Raw genomic sequence first — 15747 nt, 5'->3', positions numbered from 1 at the left:
TGCCGGGGAGGCTAAAAAATGGTGCGCGATACAGGGTTCGAACCTGTGACCCCCTCCGTGTCAGGGAGGTGCTCTACCACTGAGCTAACCGCGCAAACGGTGCTTCCTCGTATTTGGAAGCGGCCTGCTTGATACAATGAGGTGGTGCAGGACGCAAATGTTTTTTTGCCCTTCTGCCTGAGACCTCAAATCACTCTGGCCGCTGTTGGGCCTCGGCGGCTCGGGCGACTTCCTGCTTTACCAGATCGGGGGCAACGCCCCGGAGTTCAAACACCCGGAGGATCGTGTCCTCGATCAGGTTGTTGGGGCAGGAGGCACCAGCGGTGATGCCCACCACGATGGGCTCCTCACTGGCCAGCTTCGCAGAGTAGCTGGTCTTTTCCGCCTTCAGGTGGAGATCAAAGTGCACAATCTCGGTGAAGCTCTTCAGCAACTCAGCGGTGCGAATGAAGAAGGTGGGCAGCTCTTTCTCACCGATTTCCACGAGGTGAGTCGTGTTGGAGCTGTTGTAACCACCGACCACGAGAAGAATGTCGAGCGGCTTGCGGAGCATCTCGAAAAGGGAGTCCTGACGCTCCTGCGTGGCACCACAGATGGTGTCAAAGACCTGGAAGTTCTGCTGGGCCGGCTCTGGACCGTCCCGGTCGATCACGGCCTGCTGCACCCGGCGCTGGAGTTCCTCCGTCTCCGACTTCAGCATGGTGGTCTGGTTGGCCACACCGACCCGCTTGAGATGCTGGTCAGGATCAAAACCCGGCGACATGGCTCCTTCGAAGCGCTTCAGGAACTCCTCCCGGTTGCCACCGTGGCGGATGTAGTCGCAGACGTAGTCCACATCGCCCAGGGTGAGCACGACCACAAAGTTACCCTTCCCGTCATCGCCCTGAGCACGGGAGGAAGTCGCCCGGGTCTCCTCATGGGAGGCCTTGCCATGGATGATGGAGGTGAAGCCCTGCTTGGCGTAGCCGCGGACGCGCTTCCAGACGCTCATGACATCGCCGCAGGTGGTATCCACCACCAGGCAGCCGCGTTCGCTGATGACGTTCATCAACTGGGTCTCCGCACCAAAGGCGGGCACGATCACCACATCTTCCGGTCCCAGCTTGGAAACGGCGTCGAGATGCTGGCTGATGGGGATGCTGACAATCCCCATCTCCGTGAGCTGACGGTTGACCTCTGGATTGTGAATGATCTCCCCCAGCAGGAATACCCGCCGGTCGGCGAAGACCCGACGGGCGGCATAGGCGAGGTCGATGGCGCGCTCCACCCCGTAGCAGAAGCCGAAATCCCGCGCCAGACGGATGGTGGTGTTTCCCGCCGTCATGAATCCGCCAGCCTTCCGCAGGTTCTCCACCAGCACGCTGCGGTAGTGTGTCTCCACCTCCGCTTGAACCCGCTCCATCACCTCCGGGGTGCGGACATTGACTCGGCGGGATTTGGCGGCGGGAGCTGGGGCGGACACAGGGCTGGAGGCGTCGGACATGAATCAGAGTCAGGAAACGGGGCTCAGGGCCGGATCAGTTGGCGAAGAGCGGCTTGTCAGGGGCCTTGAAGGCGGCCTCGGTGATAAGTACGCTGTTCGGCGGGTCAGGCGCAAGATAATGTTCCGCGCCGGGCCGGGTGGCGGTGGCGCCCAAGGTGTTGTCCTCAGGCTGGGTGTAGGCAATGTTCACCGGGGTGCCCAGGCGGGTGAGAGCGAAGAACTTGGGGGCCACGTTCTTGTGCAGGCGCAGGCAGCCGTGGGAGCGGGGGACATTCCACACATAACCCTGGTGGAAGCCGTACGCCGGGGAGAACTCCACCCAGTAGGGCATCGGGTAGCCCACATAACGTCCGCCGCGCATGTTCGTGGCCTTGATGGGGGTGATGGCGTTTCCTTGGACGGCAAAGCCGTAGCTCATGGAGCGCTTCTTCTCGATCTTGTTGTAAACCTTGAAATTCCCCCTGGGGGTGGGGTTGCTGGGGGTGCCCACGCAGGTTGCGGTCACCAGGAGGGGCTTGTCACCCTCCATGACGTAGACCATCTGCTTGTTCAGGCTCACCTTGACCCGCACGTTGGACAGGCTCTGCGGGCGGTAGGCGGGCGAGTCATAGTCGTCCTGCTTGGCCACTTTAAGGGTTTTGCAGCTGGAGAGTCCCAGTGCTGACAGCCCCACGAGGGCCAGGATGACGAATTTGGGGAGTTGACTCGGAAGACTCATGGCGATTGTTTCGTAGCACACAACCTCGCCACTCTCCACCGTTTTCATCCGTCCATGAAGGTCCTGCTTGCTCCAATTCTCTCCGCCGTTGCCATGCTCGCACCCCTGACCGGGAAGGCGGAGCCCGCGCCAGCCGCCGGTGCGGCGGCGGCGGCCGAAAAGAGCGTGGTGCTCTTTGATGGCAAGAGTCTCAATAACTGGAAGGCCTATGACGCGGGCGGCAGTGGCGAGATCACCGTCAAAGATGGCCAGATGATCATCGGCCTGGGGGAGTCTATCACCGGCATAATCTATCAAAAGGCCAAGGACCTCCCGCTGACGAACTATGAAATCACCCTTGAGGCACAGCGGGTGGAGGGGATCGACTTCTTCTGCGGGCTCACCTTCCCCGTGGGCAGTCTGAAGACCTGCGCCACGCTGGTGGTGGGTGGGTGGAGCGGCAGCGTCACGGGCATTTCCAGCATCGACGGGCTCGACGCGTCAGAAAACTCCACCGGACACTTCCGCAAACTGGAAGACAAGAAGTGGTACCGGATCAAGCTGCGTGTCACACCAGAGTCGCTCACGGCGTGGATCAACGATGAGAAGGTGATCGACGTGGATATCGCTGGCAAGAAGATCGGGGTGCGCCCAGGTCCGATTGAAGACTACCAGCCCCTCTCGTTCAGCACCTACCAGACCACTGCGGCCATCAAGAACGTGGTCCTGACGCCGATTACGCCGAAATCCTGACGGCCTCACGGTGGATTCACCCGGAGTGTCGTCAGCAGGGCGGCATGATCGGACTCAAGTGACCACAGCTTCTGTGCAGTCAGGGGCTGGAGGTCCTTGGAGCTCCAGATGTGATCGATGCTGAGCAGGGGCAAAGGTGATTGGCGGGGCCAGGTCTCGCTCCAGCCGGCACCGGCCTCATCGAAGGCATGATGAAAGGCCTCCCGCCACGGGATGAGCCAGATGGATTCTCGAGGGGTGTTGAAGTCCCCGACAATGAGGGTTCGAGGTTTGTTCCGGGCCTGCGCGAGCACTTGCTCCAGCACATCCTGACGGGAGCGGATGGGAGAGGAGACGCCATCCACGATGAACAGGCTCCAGCTCTGGCCGTCCACCGTCAGCTCCAGTTCGAGGTATTTGCTCCTTGATGGCAGGACGTAGGCATGCAGGACGCGGGCGCTGCCCCGGACCAGCACGGCAGCCCCGTGGGCGGTCTTCAACATCTGGTAGCCGTCCGGCAGGTGGCTGACCAAGGGATTGGGGTCCCCGGAAATGCGGCCTGTTTCAACGAACCCTGCAATGTCGGGGCGATGTTCCGCCAACAGGCGGCCGACGCCTTCGTGTGGCAGGCGGCGGTGGGCGAGGTTCCAGTACAGGACCTTCAGCTCACGTTGTGCCGGGAGAGCCCCCACGATTGGATGTTTCTGGTACGAGGAGCCATACCACCAGAGTCCGCAGGCCAGGCCCAGGCTGAGTTTGACGGCGCGACTGATGTGCCCCTGCTTTCCCGCGAGGGCCGCCCCCAGCCAGCCCAGAGTGAGGAGGGGCAGTGGCAGGCCGTAGAAGACCGTGGCCAGGCCAGGGTACCGGTCACGCACCGTCAAGTGCAGCACCATCCCCAAAAGAAGAACCGCCATGGCCGGGCGGCGCATCCAGCGCAGCGCTCGATCCATGGCGGTCCGGGAAACCATCCTGGTCGTGGGGGGGACTACTTGGTGCCCAGCAACACGTTCATGAACTCCCGCATGGCTGGCGTGGTGATGCGGGCCTGCTTGCGAAGAATGCCCAGCGGGCGGTTGAGGGAGGCATCTTCCACCTTCACGGCGGCGAGACGGCCCTCGGCGACCTCTTTGTCCACCGTGCGGCGGGGGACAATGGAAACAACGCCTGCGACCTCGACGGCGCGCTTCACGGTCTCGATGTTGTCGAACTCATGCTGCTGCAGGAAGGTGATGGCGTGCCCCTTCAAGGCGCGGTCAATGGCCTTGCGGGTGGGCGTGTCTGGGTCGAAGGCCACGAAGCTCTCACCCTGCAGCTCCTTCAGCTTCACCTTGCGCTTCTTGGCCAGGCGGTGGGTGGGGGCGCAGATGACGACCATCTCGTCTTCATCAAAGACGTCGCTGATGATGCCTTTGCCTCGAACCGGAAAAGCCACCAGGCCGATATCGGCCCGGCCATCCGCCACGTCGTCATAGATCATGGGGGAGCGCTTGTACTCGATCTGAACGTCCACCTCGGGATGGGATTCGCGGAACTTCTTCAGTTTGGCCGGGAGTTCATGCAGACCAATGCTGTACACGGTGCTCACCTTGAGCGGGCCTGCCACCACATCACGCAGCTCATTCAGGCGCGAGTTGATGCTGTCATACACGCTCAGGATCTCGCGAGCTGCTTTGTCAAAGATCTCGCCTTCGGGGGTGATCGAGAACTTTTTGCCGCCGCGCTCGAAGAACGTCACGCCGTACTTCTCTTCCAAAACCCGGATCTGCTGGCTGACCGCACTTTGAGTGATATTGTTCTTGGCGGCGGCGAGGCTGAAGCTGCCGGTCTCAACGAGATCGCAGAAGATTTTGAAGATTTGCAGCTGCATGTAGTTAGGGTATTAATTATACTTTGCAAATAAAGTAGCAACTTGATTAAGCATGCTTATCCGTGACAAACTTTGCGTTGTAAAATCAAAAATTGTCGCAGCCGCGACAAGATCTGGAAGAAAATCAGACCAAATTGAGCTGATTGCCGTAACAAAGACATTTTCTCCTGAGACTATTCACGAAGCTGTCGAGGCGGGACAAAATTTGTTCGGTGAGAACAGGGTTCAGGAATTAATGTCAAAAGTGCCCGTGCTGCCGGCTGATGTGCGCTGGCATCTCATCGGCCACCTGCAGTCCAACAAGATTCGCAAGGTGCTTCCAGTGGTGGAGGCCATCCACAGTGTGGACAGTCTGGACCTTGCCCGGAACATCCACCGGATCGCCGGGGAGCTGGGAGTTGTTTCCCAGATCTACCTCGAGGTGAACGTCTCCGGCGAGGCGAGCAAGTACGGCTTTGAGCCCGCCCGTCTGGAAGCGGAGCTGGAGGAGTTGCTCGGGCTCGACAAAGTTAACGTCGTGGGCCTCATGACGGTCCCTCCCATCGGGGAGTCAGGGGAGGAAAGCCGGCGTCACTTTGCGGCGCTTCGGGAGTTGAGAGATCGGCTGGAGACCCGGGGGGGCAAGTCTCTGCCCGGGTTGAGCATGGGCATGAGCGGCGACTATGAGACCGCGATTGAGGAGGGTGCGACCATCGTGAGGGTGGGCAGCGCCATCTTTGGTGGGCGCTGACCGACCTCCGCACGCGGCATCCTGCCTCCTCTAATCTATATAGAGGAGGCCAGAGAACTAGGAGCGCTGGAGGCCCCAGCGCATCATGATCATCCCATCGTCCCAGATGTACTTGGTCCTGGTGCCGAGTTGGACCAGGATCACGTCCTTGCGACCGGAGTGTGCGGTGGAGATGAGGCAGCGGCCAGCGGCGACGGTGTAGCCCGTCTTCATGCCGTTGCACTCCGCCATCTTGCCGAGGATCTCATTCGTGTTCTCCAGCGTGACTCGGCGACCGTTGTTGAAGGTGAAGGTGTAGTATTTCCGCCGTACTGCATCGCGGACGACCGGGTTGTTGTAAGCGGCCCAAGCGATGCGGGAGAGGTCGCGCGCGGTGGAGTGTTGGCCGCCTCCGGTCAACCCGTGGGGGTTGGTGAAGTAGGAATTGACCGCGCCGAGGGAGCGGGCGCGGGCATTCATCTTCCTGGCAAAGGCTTCCACGCTGCCGGCGTTGTCGCGGGCCAGCACGTTGGCGACGTCGTTGGAGCTCTTCACCAGGAACGCAATCAGGAGATCCCGCCGGGTGTAGACTTCGCCAGGTCTCACGCCCAGCTTGGAGGGCTCCACCACCACATCACTGGGGGCGATCCTCACTCTTTGATCGAGATTTCCCGCCTCGGCCACGATCAGGGCGGTGAGGATCTTCTGGGTGCTGGCGGCTCCTCTTTGGTCGTCGGCATTCCGGGCGGCAATGACGGCGCCGGTATCTGCATTCACGAGGATGAAGGATTCCGCCCGGATGGGAGGGGCGCTGCCGACGTTGGACCCGCTGGAAAACAGCATCGCCTGCGGAGCCCCGTAGTTCGGTCCACCATAGGGGAAGGGGTAACCAGGACCCTGCTGGGGAACGGAGAGGGAGACAGGGTGGGGCGGCGGCATCTGGGGCGGCCGTGCCGCCGGCTGGGAGTAGGTAGCCAGCTGGTAGGACGGGGCCGCCGGGGCGGCATAGCCCGCTGCAGGATTCGTCAGGCCCGTGCCAGTCCGGTACCCATAGGCGGGTGTCGGTGCCGGTTTGTCGGCACACTGAACGAGGAAAATAGAGGCGAGGACGGCCAGGTTCACCTTGATCGGGGTTTTCATGAGAGAAGCTTGATCACGATGGCGGGAGCGGAGCGTATACACAACCGGGATTTCCGTTGCTCTTTCTCACCAGACACGCACACTTCATGCCATGGCTTTGATCATCAACGGCGAGACAATTGACGACGAGATTATTGAAGAAGAATTCCGTCACATCAAGGGGCACTATGAACGGGCGCTTCAGGTTTCGTGTTGTGAGCGAGACCCGGAATTCCGGGGCATGGCCAAGGACAATCTCGCCTCCCGGGCACTGCTCCAGCAGGAGTCGCGGCGTCGATTCCCAGAAATTGGCGAGGAGGAGACCAAGGCGAGGCTGGAAAAGCTCATCGAGCAGTCGGGGGGTGAGGAGCAGTTTTACATGAGCATCGGCATGCCGTTCAAGGATGAAAGTCTGCTCCAGGACAACCTGGCGAACGGGGTGCGGATGGACAAGATGCTCAAGAATGTGTACTCGCCCGAGCCTGAGCCCGCCGAGGCGGATATTCAGGCTTACTACGAGGCGAATGTGAAGCATTTTCTCACGGAGGAGCAGATCCGCGTTTCGCACATTTCCTTGAACCTGAGCGGTGCTCGGAGCCGGGCGGAGGTTTACCAGAACATGAGGGAGCTGCGGGAGCAGGCCCTGGCCGGGGCTGACTTCAACGCCCTGGGGGCTGAGCACAACTCCAACAAGGACATGTCGCCCGATCTCGGCTGGTTCAAGAAGGGGGAGTTTATGGAGGAGTTCGAAGCCATCGCCTTCTCCATGCGGGATGGGGAGATCAGCCCGGTGTTCACCACCCAGCTGGGTTTCCACATCTGCCGCCTTGCTGAACGCAAGCCTGCGGTGCCCAAGCCTCTGGCTGAAGTGCGTGAGGCGGTGGTCGCCCGCATCCTGGAGGAGTTTCGGGATGGTAAATTCAACGAATTCCTCGAGACCCTCAAGGATGGAGCTAAGATTGAAGACACCGAGCCGGAAGAGGAGTGCGGCTGCGGCGGGGGCCACTGCTGAGGCCTGCCTGTCAGGCGTCTGTGATCTCCAGTTTTCAAAACGAAAAGAGCCCTCTGATGAGAGGGCTCTTCTTTTTGGAAGATCTGGCCGGGAGCTGTGGCGGGGCTTACTTCACTGGCTGATGGGCGGTCTTGAGATGCTCGCTGAGCAGGTCTAGGCCGAAGTCAGAGTCGAAGTCGCGCCAAGCCGTATGGACGTGGTTGGCATTGTTTTGCGTGTTGTCGTACTCCACTACGAAGCTTTTGCCCTGAATCCGGTAGTAGTGCCCTTGGTTGGGTTCCCGGCTGCCTGCCCAGGCGAAGTGGATGGGGCCGCCGGCCAGGATCTCCTGCCAGGCGGCATCTGCCACCTCGGGGCGGATGCGGAAGAGGTGCTCTTTAAGCAGGGTCTGAAGCTGGGCCTTCTGGTCGGCGGTCAAGTCGGCGTCGCTGAGGCCGTCAGGTGTGAGCGGGCTGACCTGGCGTTTGGCTTCGGTGAGGATGTCCTTAAAGGCGGTCTCCTGGATCAGAGCCTTCTTCCACTGGTCGTCGTTGAGGGACTTGGCCAGCGCGCGCCCCAGATCTTCCTCAGCAGAGAGCGGGCGGATGCCGGTACGGGGGCCTTGGCGAATTTCACCCGGGTTGGAGCCGAAGAAGCAAGGGGTGCTCCGGAACAGGCTGCCATCCTTGACCGTGAAGTTCAGGGCCAGATGGTGGCCCTCCAAGCGCCAGCCCCAGGTTCCCTTCATCGTGGGCTCACCAAAAATGCTGATGAAGTACTTCTCGGGATCACGACGGGCGCGGGCGGCGTCCCCTTTTGGTGGGATCTGCGCCCTCAATGCCAAACAGAACCTCTTCCAGGCTCATGATGGTGGTGGCCTTCACGTAGCCGCGATAGCTCAACCCCGTGGTGAGCAGGGCGTGTCCCAAGAGCCGGGCCTCTGGTGGCATCTCCTTGAAAGAGAGGCCATTGCGTTCCTTGGGGACGAAGTGCCAGTTGAAGCGCTCCTCTGACTCAAAGGGGTATTGGGCCTTCGTGCGGGATTCAGCCGGCAGCGCCTTCAGCAGGGCGGTGGCGGTATCCACCATCTGCTGGCCGGCCTCGTGGGCCGGGAGGAGGGAGGGGGTGAAGGTGGCTGACAGGCAGCCCAGGGCAACGAGGGTGGTCAGGGAGCGGCGGAGTGACATAGGGTGACGGAGGATGCGGACAGTGCTCGCGGCTGACTCGAACGGCTTCGTAGCGCGTTATTTCTCAAGATTTTGTCAAAAAAACCTGAGAGTATTGACACGAAATCTCGCAGCGGGGTAATCTGGCGCGCCTTAGGGCCAATTTTCGAATTATTCACTGCCACCGCCTCGTCATACATGTATTCCAACGAAGACTTTTTGCTCGAACTTCTCCGGGAATCCGGGATGGTGAACGAGCAGGATCTCCACCACGCCCGCACCACCAAGAAAGCTTCCGAGACTCTCATGGAGGGGCTGATCAAAGGAGGGGTGCTCTCTGAAGAAGACGTGGCGCAGACGATGGCCGTGAACTCCGGGATGGAGTTTATTGACCTCACGGGGTACGCCGTGTCACCCGACCTGAAAAACGTGGTGCCCGAGGATGTGGCCAGACGCTACAAGGTGGTGCCCATCGGCTTCGAGCATGGTCGTCTCCAGATCGCGATCAGCGATCCCAACAACTTTGAGACCCTGGATGCACTGCCCCACGTGCTTTCCACGGAGATCGATTTCATTTGCAGCACGCCGGGTTCCATTCGCACGCTGACCAGCACCATCTACGGAAACGAAGGTGACATGGCGGGTACGGTGGTGAAGGGGATGGAGGGCGGGTCGGACACGGATGCGCCGATCATCCGCCTCGTGACGAACACCCTGATGGAGGCTTTCAAAAACCGCGGCTCGGACATTCACATCGAGCCGATGGAGAAGGATCTCCGCATTCGCTACCGCATTGACGGCGTGATGCACGATGTGGAGCATCATCCGAAGAAGCTGCACTCCTCGATCATCGCCCGTCTGAAGATCATGACGGGAACGATGAGCATCGATGAGAAGCGCGTCCCGCAGGACGGTCGTATTCAGATGAAGTTCCAGGACAAGGAGCTGGATCTGCGCGTCAGCATCATCCCCACGAGCAACGGCGAGAGCGTAGTCATGCGTATTCTTGACAAGTCCTCGCTGCGCTTGGGCTTGAGCGACCTTGGCTTCCTTTCTGATGACCAGGAGGTGTTTGAGAAGCTCATCACCCTGCCAGACGGCATCATTCTGGTGACGGGTCCCACGGGTTCAGGAAAAACGACGACCCTGTACGCGTGCTTGAACTACATCAACCGGCCTGACCGGAAGATCATCACGGTGGAAGACCCGGTTGAATATGAGCTGCCCGGCATCAACCAGGTGATGGTTAAGGAGGACATCGGCATGACTTTCGCCGCCGCCCTCCGCGCCATGCTCCGCCAGGCGCCCAACATCATCATGCTGGGGGAAATTCGAGACATGGAGACGGCGAGCATCGCCATTAACGCCTCCCTCACGGGCCACTTGGTCTTCAGTACCCTGCACACCAACGATGCGCCAAGCGCCGTTTCCCGTCTCGTGGACATCGGCATCAAGCCCTTCTTGATCGCTTCCTCGGTGCGGGCCATTGAAGCCCAGCGTCTGGTTCGTAAACTCTGCCCGGAGTGCAAGACACCGGGCGCGCTGACCGAGAAGGAACTGCGCTCTCTCCAGCTGGATGCTTCCCAGGCCTATGGGGCGACCATCATGGATGCCACAGGTTGTCCGAAATGCCGCGGCAATGGATTCCGCGGTCGTCTCTCCATCGTGGAAATCTTCAAGATGGACGATGAGGTTCGCGGCATGATCAACCAGTCGCTGCCGGCTCCGGTGCTGCGTCGCAAGGCTCGTGAGTTGGGCATGCGGACGCTGCGTGAAGACGGCGTGCGCAAGGTGCTGGCGGGCATGACCACCGCCGAGGAAGTCATCGAGGCCACCATGTCTGACGCGAATTGATGATTTGAAGAACACAGGGACCCGGGCGGTGCCGGTCTGAAAAACGGACGCCCGCAAGACCCTGGATCGAGCACAACGACAGACACTAGTTTTACTTTTACACTTACAATGACAGCGCAAAGCGTGGTGGAAATGCTGACCAACCGGGGCATGCTCGACGAAGGGCAGGCGTCGGACATCCTGTCGGACCACAAGACGACGGGGAAAGACCCGGTGGATCTCCTGGTGGAATACGGCATCTTCAACAACGAGGACGAATTTTGGGCCCTGGTTGCGGAGGAAATTGGTGCTGAACACTATGATCTGACGACCTTCGAGCCAAGCCGGGACACCTTGGAGCTGATCCCTGCTGGCATGGCGCGTCTCTGTGGCGCGCTGCCGATCCAGCTGGGGCCGGATGGTTTGTACGTGGCCCTCACGGATCCCCTCAATCCCCAGTTGCTGGAAGACCTCCGGTTTGGTCTGGGCAAGAGCATCGTGCCCGTGGTGGCCCGGAAGGAGCAGATCCAGGCGCTGATCGACAAGCACTACGGCAGCGGCACGCAGAGCATTGAGGACATTTTCGGCCAGTTGGGCATCAACTCCAAGCCAGGTGACAGGGCGAGCGTCGAAGCGGAGGCCAACAGCGCCCCGATCGTCCGCTTTGTGGATCTGGTGCTTGAGCAGGCCATCAAAGAGAAGGCCTCCGACATTCACTTCGAACCGTTCGAGCACGAGTTTAAGATCCGCTACCGGGTGGACGGCTCGCTCTACGAAATGGCCCCACCTCCGGTGCATCTGGCCATGTCGGTGATTTCCCGTATCAAGGTGATGTCCAACATGAACATCGCTGAGCGCCGTGTGCCTCAGGATGGTCGTATCATGACCGTGGTGGATGGCCGCCCGGTGGACATGCGTGTTTCCACCCTGCCGACCCAGTACGGGGAGAGCGTGGTGCTGCGCGTGCTGGACCGTTCTTCCGTGAACCTGACGCTTTCCGCGCTGGGGATGCCTCCGTATCTCTACGACTACATTCAGGACACGATTCACAAGCCCAACGGCATTTTCATTGTGACGGGTCCCACTGGTGCAGGCAAGACCACGACGCTATATGCCGCGCTTAAAGAAATCAATACCATCGATGCGAAGCTGCTGACGGCAGAAGATCCGGTGGAATACGACATTGAAGGCATCATGCAGGTGCCGATCAATGAGGCGGTGGGTCTGACTTTCGGAAAAGCCCTGCGCTCCTTCCTTCGTCAGGATCCGGACCGGATCATGGTGGGAGAAATGCGTGACGTGGAAACGGCGCAGATCGCCATTCAGGCGTCGCTGACGGGACACTTGGTGCTGAGTACGTTGCATACGAACGATGCCGCCGGTGCGGTCACCCGTCTTATTGACATGGGGGTGGAGCCCTTCCTGGTGGCCGCCACCTTGGAAGGCATCCTGGCGCAACGTCTTCTGCGGACCATCTGCAAGGAGTGCGTCACCCCGTACACCCCCAGCCCGATTGTGCTCAACCAGCTGGGGCTGTCCCAGAGCGACATTGGGGACAAGAAATTCTTCACGGGAGCTGGCTGCGGCGTCTGCGGCACCAGCGGATACAAAGGCCGAAAAGGCATCTACGAGCTTCTGGACATCAATGATCCCCTCCGGGAACTGATCACCCAGAAGGCTCCCACCCTGGTGCTCCGACAAAAGGCCATCGAACTGGGGATGCAAACCCTGCGCGAAGACGGTCTGCGCAATATTTATGACGGCGTTACGACCATCGAAGAAGTGCTGAAATACACCTAGTAGCGCCTCCATCTCCTGGCCCCCGGCGAAAAACCGTCTTTTTCAGAGTGGACAAATTGACGCCGGAACCAGTAAGCTTTTCCCCAGAGTTAATACAATCCTGATTCACTGACGAACCCCAGCCATGCCGAAGTTTCACTACATCGCCCTCGACCAGAACGGTCAGGAGACTGCCGGAGACATTGACGCCCCGAATGAGGCGGAAGCCATCGGACAGTTGCGCCGGAGCCAGCTCTACCCGACACAGGTCGTGGAAGAAGGCAAGGGGGACGCTGCCGCCATCAAGCGCCGTGCGCGCGGCACAACTGCCAAGGGCAAGACGAAAGTCGGGGGGAAAGCCTCTGCCTCCGCCAAGGTGGCGGGCAAGACGCTCATGATTTTCACCCGCCAGCTCGCGACACTGATTGACTCCGGTCTTCCGCTGTTGCGTGGTCTGACGGTGTTGGGCCGGCAGGAGCCGAACCCGATCATGAAGCGCACGATCAACACGCTTGCAGACTCGGTGCAGACCGGCAGCACGTTCTCGGAGAGTCTTCAGCAGTTCCCGCGCATCTACAACAAGCTTTACATCAACATGGTGAAAGCCGGGGAGCTGGGTGGTGTGCTTGAGCTTGTGCTCAACCGTCTTGCTGAGTACCAGGAGAAGGCCCAGAAGCTCAAGAACAAGATTGTGGCCGCCATGGTGTACCCGTTGATCGTGATGATCATCGCCGTGGGCATCATGATCTTCCTCATGACCGTCATCGTGCCGAAGTTCGAGAAGATCTTCGAAGACATGCTCGGTTCCCGTGACAAGCTTCCTGAGCTCACCAAGTGGGTGATCAACACAAGCCGTTGGATTCAGGGCAACCTGCTCATTCTCGCGGCCATCGCCGCAGGGCTGATTGTGCTCTGGCAGATCGTGAAATCTACCAAAGGCGGACGTCGCATCATTGACCAGCTGAAGCTGAAAATGCCGCTCTTTGGCGATGTTCAGCGCAAGAGCGCCATCTCACGGTTTACCCGTACGCTGGGCACCCTGGTCACCAGCGGTGTGCCAATTCTGCAGGCGCTCAATATTACCCGGGAAACTGCTGGTAACGTGGTCGTGTCCGACGCCATCAACAAGGTGCATGACGCGGTGAAGGAAGGGGAAAGCATGGTTGCGCCGCTGGAGGCCAGCAAGGTCTTCCCGCCGATGGTCATCAGCATGGTGGACGTGGGTGAGGAAACCGGTCAGCTTCCAGAGATGCTGCTCAAGGTGGCAGACGTGTATGAGGATGAAGTGGACAACTCAGTTTCCGCGCTCACCTCAATGTTGGAGCCGTTGATGATCGTGATTCTCGCCGTGGTGGTCGGTGTTATCGTGTTGGCACTCTTCATGCCGCTGATCCAGATCATCCAGGGCATCAACCAGAACACCTAGTTCAACCGCACTCGAAGACGAAATTCATGCCCCGGTCGGTGCCGTCTGACGTGCGCTGGCCGGGGCTTCCTTCAAAAACCCCAACTGCCCCGTAAACTGCCATGAAAATTCGCACCGTTTCCCGTCACCTGAACCGCCGTCTGGCAGGTGCTTTCACTCTGATTGAACTGCTGGTGGTGATCGCCATCATCGCACTTCTGGCGGCGCTGACTCTGGGGGGCTTCCAATACGCCCAGCAGGCGGCAGGCCGTAACAAGACAACCGCTTCGCTCGCAGCCATCAAGTCTGGCCTGGAACAGTACAAAGAAAAGTTTGGTGAGTATCCGGCGGTCCCAGATGATCTGGGTTCGGATTCGGGGACGTATGGCGGCGTGGACGTGAAGCGTGGTGGCGCAGCTATGCTGTACCAGGCGTTGAGCGGAGACGGCAACAACTACATCAAGCTAAACGGTGCCGCAGCAGCGTTGTCCGATGGGGAGGTCAGTGCCGAAGAGATCCCCAACTCCATCAACAGCAACCTGCCTCCCCAGATGATTTTTGCCAGCGGTGTGAAAAAGGGGACCGATGGGCTGCGCTTTCTGATCGATGGTTTTGGTCGGCCCTTCCAATACACGAAGGGTGGCGATCCGAATGCCATCAACCCCACCTATGACATCTGGTCGTATGGGCACTTGGACTCCGGCACCAAGCCCAAGGATGATCTGAATGCCAAAAAGAGCGCCACGGAAACTGCGACTTGGATCAAAAACTGGTAGTTCGCGTTGGTGAATTTGATTGGAGGCCTCGTGTCGGTTGTCTGACGCGAGGCCTTTATGCTGTCGATTCAAGTCGCTGCATTGATTCTATGAAACAAGCGATCAGAATACGATGCCGGAATGTTCAGCGGAATGGCGGAGGCGCATTGAGGGGCCTGTTGTGGATCATAGGCCTTGCGGGACTTCTCGTCTATTTGACGGTGGGTAGACTCCCGGGTTCCCACCAAGCGACAGGTCGCAACAGAACCACAGCGTCTCTGGCGGTGATCAAATCCGGTCTGGAGCAGTACTATGAAAAATACGGGCGCTACCCCGAGCCCACGGAGGAGGCTGAGGGCGACAGCGAGACTTTTGACGGGGTCACGATGAATCGCGGGGGTGCGGCGATGCTCTATCAGGCAATCACTGGGGATGGCTCGGACTATGTCAAAGCTGAGTCAAAAGGAACGCCGTCAGATGGAACGGTGGATGCGCAGGAGGTGGTCAATTCGATCAACTCAAACCTCCCTCCTTTCATGATCTTCTCTATGAGCAAATCCAAAGAGGTGCCCGGTCTTCGCTGTTTGGTCGATGGGTACGGACGCCCATTCCAATACACGAAGGGTGGGCATGTGGAGGCGGTGAACTCGACATATGACGTCTGGTCCTATGCAGATGAAAAGTCGACAACGGTGAATCGAGATCTCGCCACCAAGAAGGACCCCCAGAAGACGGCAACCTGGATCAAAAACTGGTAAACGCGGAGGATCTGGTTATCGTGCCCGCACTATGGCACGATACTCGATTCTCTTCGGCATTCTGATGGTTCTTCTGGGCGTGGGCGGCTGGGTAGCTGCAGGCGCAACTGCTGCCGCCAAGACGGCGCTCATCATTCCGTCGGCCTTCGGCGGTGTACTGATCCTCTGTGGGCTGGTGGGGGCAAAGTATCCTGGGGCCAACAAGCATGTCATGCATGTGGCCGCTCTTGTGGCTCTGCTTGGTACGGCTGGTGGGCTCACGATGGCAATCAAAGGCCTGCTGGGAGAGCCGCATTGGCTTAAGATTGTGACGCAGGGAAGTTTGGGTGTTCTTTGCCTTGTTTTTCTGGTGCTCTGTGTACGTTCTTTTATCCAGGCGCGCGTGGCGCGGAAGCAGGCTTGAGATTGAAGAATGTGCACCATGAACTCCCCTGACGTCAGCAGCCAGTC

Annotated in this window: 16 protein-coding genes and 1 tRNA gene; 9 read left to right on the top strand and 8 right to left on the bottom strand. The window is 59.5% G+C overall.

Features of this window, described 5'->3' with window-relative positions; all coding sequences use genetic code 11:
* Positions 1–19 precede the first annotated feature (19 nt).
* The 3 genes from BV106_RS32400 to BV106_RS32390 form a co-directional block, all read right to left on the bottom strand.
* Positions 20–94 (bottom strand) — tRNA-Val (locus BV106_RS32400).
* Positions 95–190: 96 nt separating this feature from the next.
* A complete protein-coding gene (locus BV106_RS32395; RefSeq protein ID WP_038171855.1) occupies positions 191–1483 on the bottom strand; it encodes a 4-hydroxy-3-methylbut-2-enyl diphosphate reductase in 1293 nt (430 codons plus the stop codon).
* A 34-nt stretch (positions 1484–1517) separates the two neighbouring features.
* Positions 1518–2201, bottom strand: coding sequence for a L,D-transpeptidase (locus tag BV106_RS32390; protein WP_081892531.1), 684 nt, complete (start codon positions 2199–2201; stop codon positions 1518–1520).
* Positions 2202–2255: 54 nt separating this feature from the next.
* On the opposite strand from BV106_RS32390, the gene BV106_RS32385 reads away from it, so the two are divergent.
* Positions 2256–2933: a DUF1080 domain-containing protein gene (locus BV106_RS32385; RefSeq protein ID WP_038171853.1), complete on the top strand. Its 678-nt coding sequence runs from the start codon at positions 2256–2258 to the stop codon at positions 2931–2933.
* A 5-nt stretch (positions 2934–2938) separates the two neighbouring features.
* On the opposite strand, the gene BV106_RS32380 is transcribed toward BV106_RS32385, so the two are convergent.
* Together BV106_RS32380 and BV106_RS32375 are read right to left on the bottom strand one after the other, a co-directional pair.
* Positions 2939–3883: an endonuclease/exonuclease/phosphatase family protein gene (locus BV106_RS32380; protein ID WP_081892517.1), complete on the bottom strand. Its 945-nt coding sequence runs from the start codon at positions 3881–3883 to the stop codon at positions 2939–2941.
* A 17-nt stretch (positions 3884–3900) separates the two neighbouring features.
* Positions 3901–4782 (bottom strand): LysR family transcriptional regulator, encoded by an 882-nt coding sequence (locus BV106_RS32375; RefSeq protein WP_038171849.1) that lies wholly within the window; start codon positions 4780–4782, stop codon positions 3901–3903.
* Positions 4783–4834: 52 nt separating this feature from the next.
* Here BV106_RS32375 and BV106_RS32370 point away from each other — a divergent pair, with 52 nt between their 5' ends.
* Entirely contained in the window at positions 4835–5512 is a 678-nt protein-coding gene (locus BV106_RS32370; RefSeq protein WP_081892516.1) for a YggS family pyridoxal phosphate-dependent enzyme, read from the top strand.
* Positions 5513–5569: 57 nt separating this feature from the next.
* Here BV106_RS32370 and BV106_RS32365 read toward each other — a convergent pair whose 3' ends face one another.
* Positions 5570–6631, bottom strand: coding sequence for a D-alanyl-D-alanine carboxypeptidase family protein (locus BV106_RS32365; protein WP_051946723.1), 1062 nt, complete (start codon positions 6629–6631; stop codon positions 5570–5572).
* A gap of 91 nt (positions 6632–6722) precedes the next feature.
* Here BV106_RS32365 and BV106_RS32360 point away from each other — a divergent pair, with 91 nt between their 5' ends.
* Positions 6723–7622 (top strand): peptidylprolyl isomerase, encoded by a 900-nt coding sequence (locus BV106_RS32360; protein WP_038171846.1) that lies wholly within the window; start codon positions 6723–6725, stop codon positions 7620–7622.
* 106 nt (positions 7623–7728) lie between these two features.
* Here the strand turns inward: BV106_RS32360 and BV106_RS37855 are convergent, their stop codons facing one another.
* Positions 7729–8439, bottom strand: coding sequence for a DUF3500 domain-containing protein (locus BV106_RS37855; RefSeq protein ID WP_265596310.1), 711 nt, complete (start codon positions 8437–8439; stop codon positions 7729–7731).
* Positions 8390–8788: a DUF3500 domain-containing protein gene (locus tag BV106_RS37850; protein ID WP_051946717.1), complete on the bottom strand. Its 399-nt coding sequence runs from the start codon at positions 8786–8788 to the stop codon at positions 8390–8392. Before BV106_RS37850 ends, BV106_RS37855 begins: the two co-directional genes overlap by 50 nt.
* Positions 8789–8965: 177 nt before the next feature.
* Here BV106_RS37850 and BV106_RS32350 point away from each other — a divergent pair, with 177 nt between their 5' ends.
* The 6 genes from BV106_RS32350 (at position 8966) to BV106_RS32325 (ending at position 15700) form a co-directional block, all read left to right on the top strand.
* On the top strand, positions 8966–10621 hold the full coding sequence (locus BV106_RS32350; RefSeq protein ID WP_038171844.1) for a GspE/PulE family protein: 1656 nt from the start codon (positions 8966–8968) through the stop codon (positions 10619–10621).
* Positions 10622–10729: 108 nt separating this feature from the next.
* The gene (locus BV106_RS32345; RefSeq protein WP_038171841.1) at positions 10730–12400 is read left to right on the top strand and encodes a GspE/PulE family protein; all 1671 of its coding nucleotides are present in this window, start codon (positions 10730–10732) and stop codon (positions 12398–12400) included.
* A gap of 124 nt (positions 12401–12524) precedes the next feature.
* The gene (locus BV106_RS32340) at positions 12525–13805 is read left to right on the top strand and encodes a type II secretion system F family protein (protein WP_038171839.1); all 1281 of its coding nucleotides are present in this window, start codon (positions 12525–12527) and stop codon (positions 13803–13805) included.
* 101 nt (positions 13806–13906) lie between these two features.
* Positions 13907–14560, top strand: a complete 654-nt coding sequence (locus tag BV106_RS32335; RefSeq protein ID WP_038171837.1) for a prepilin-type N-terminal cleavage/methylation domain-containing protein — start codon at positions 13907–13909, stop codon at positions 14558–14560.
* A 263-nt stretch (positions 14561–14823) separates the two neighbouring features.
* Complete coding sequence (locus BV106_RS32330) at positions 14824–15297, top strand: hypothetical protein (protein ID WP_038171835.1); 474 nt, start codon at positions 14824–14826, stop codon at positions 15295–15297.
* A gap of 31 nt (positions 15298–15328) precedes the next feature.
* Positions 15329–15700: a hypothetical protein gene (locus tag BV106_RS32325; protein ID WP_038171834.1), complete on the top strand. Its 372-nt coding sequence runs from the start codon at positions 15329–15331 to the stop codon at positions 15698–15700.
* Positions 15701–15747 lie beyond the last annotated feature (47 nt).

The sequence above is a fragment of the Verrucomicrobium sp. BvORR106 genome (genome assembly GCF_000739655.1).
Taxonomy (GTDB): Bacteria; Verrucomicrobiota; Verrucomicrobiia; order Verrucomicrobiales; family Verrucomicrobiaceae; genus Verrucomicrobium.
This window is presented reverse-complemented; position numbering and strand designations above follow the sequence as displayed.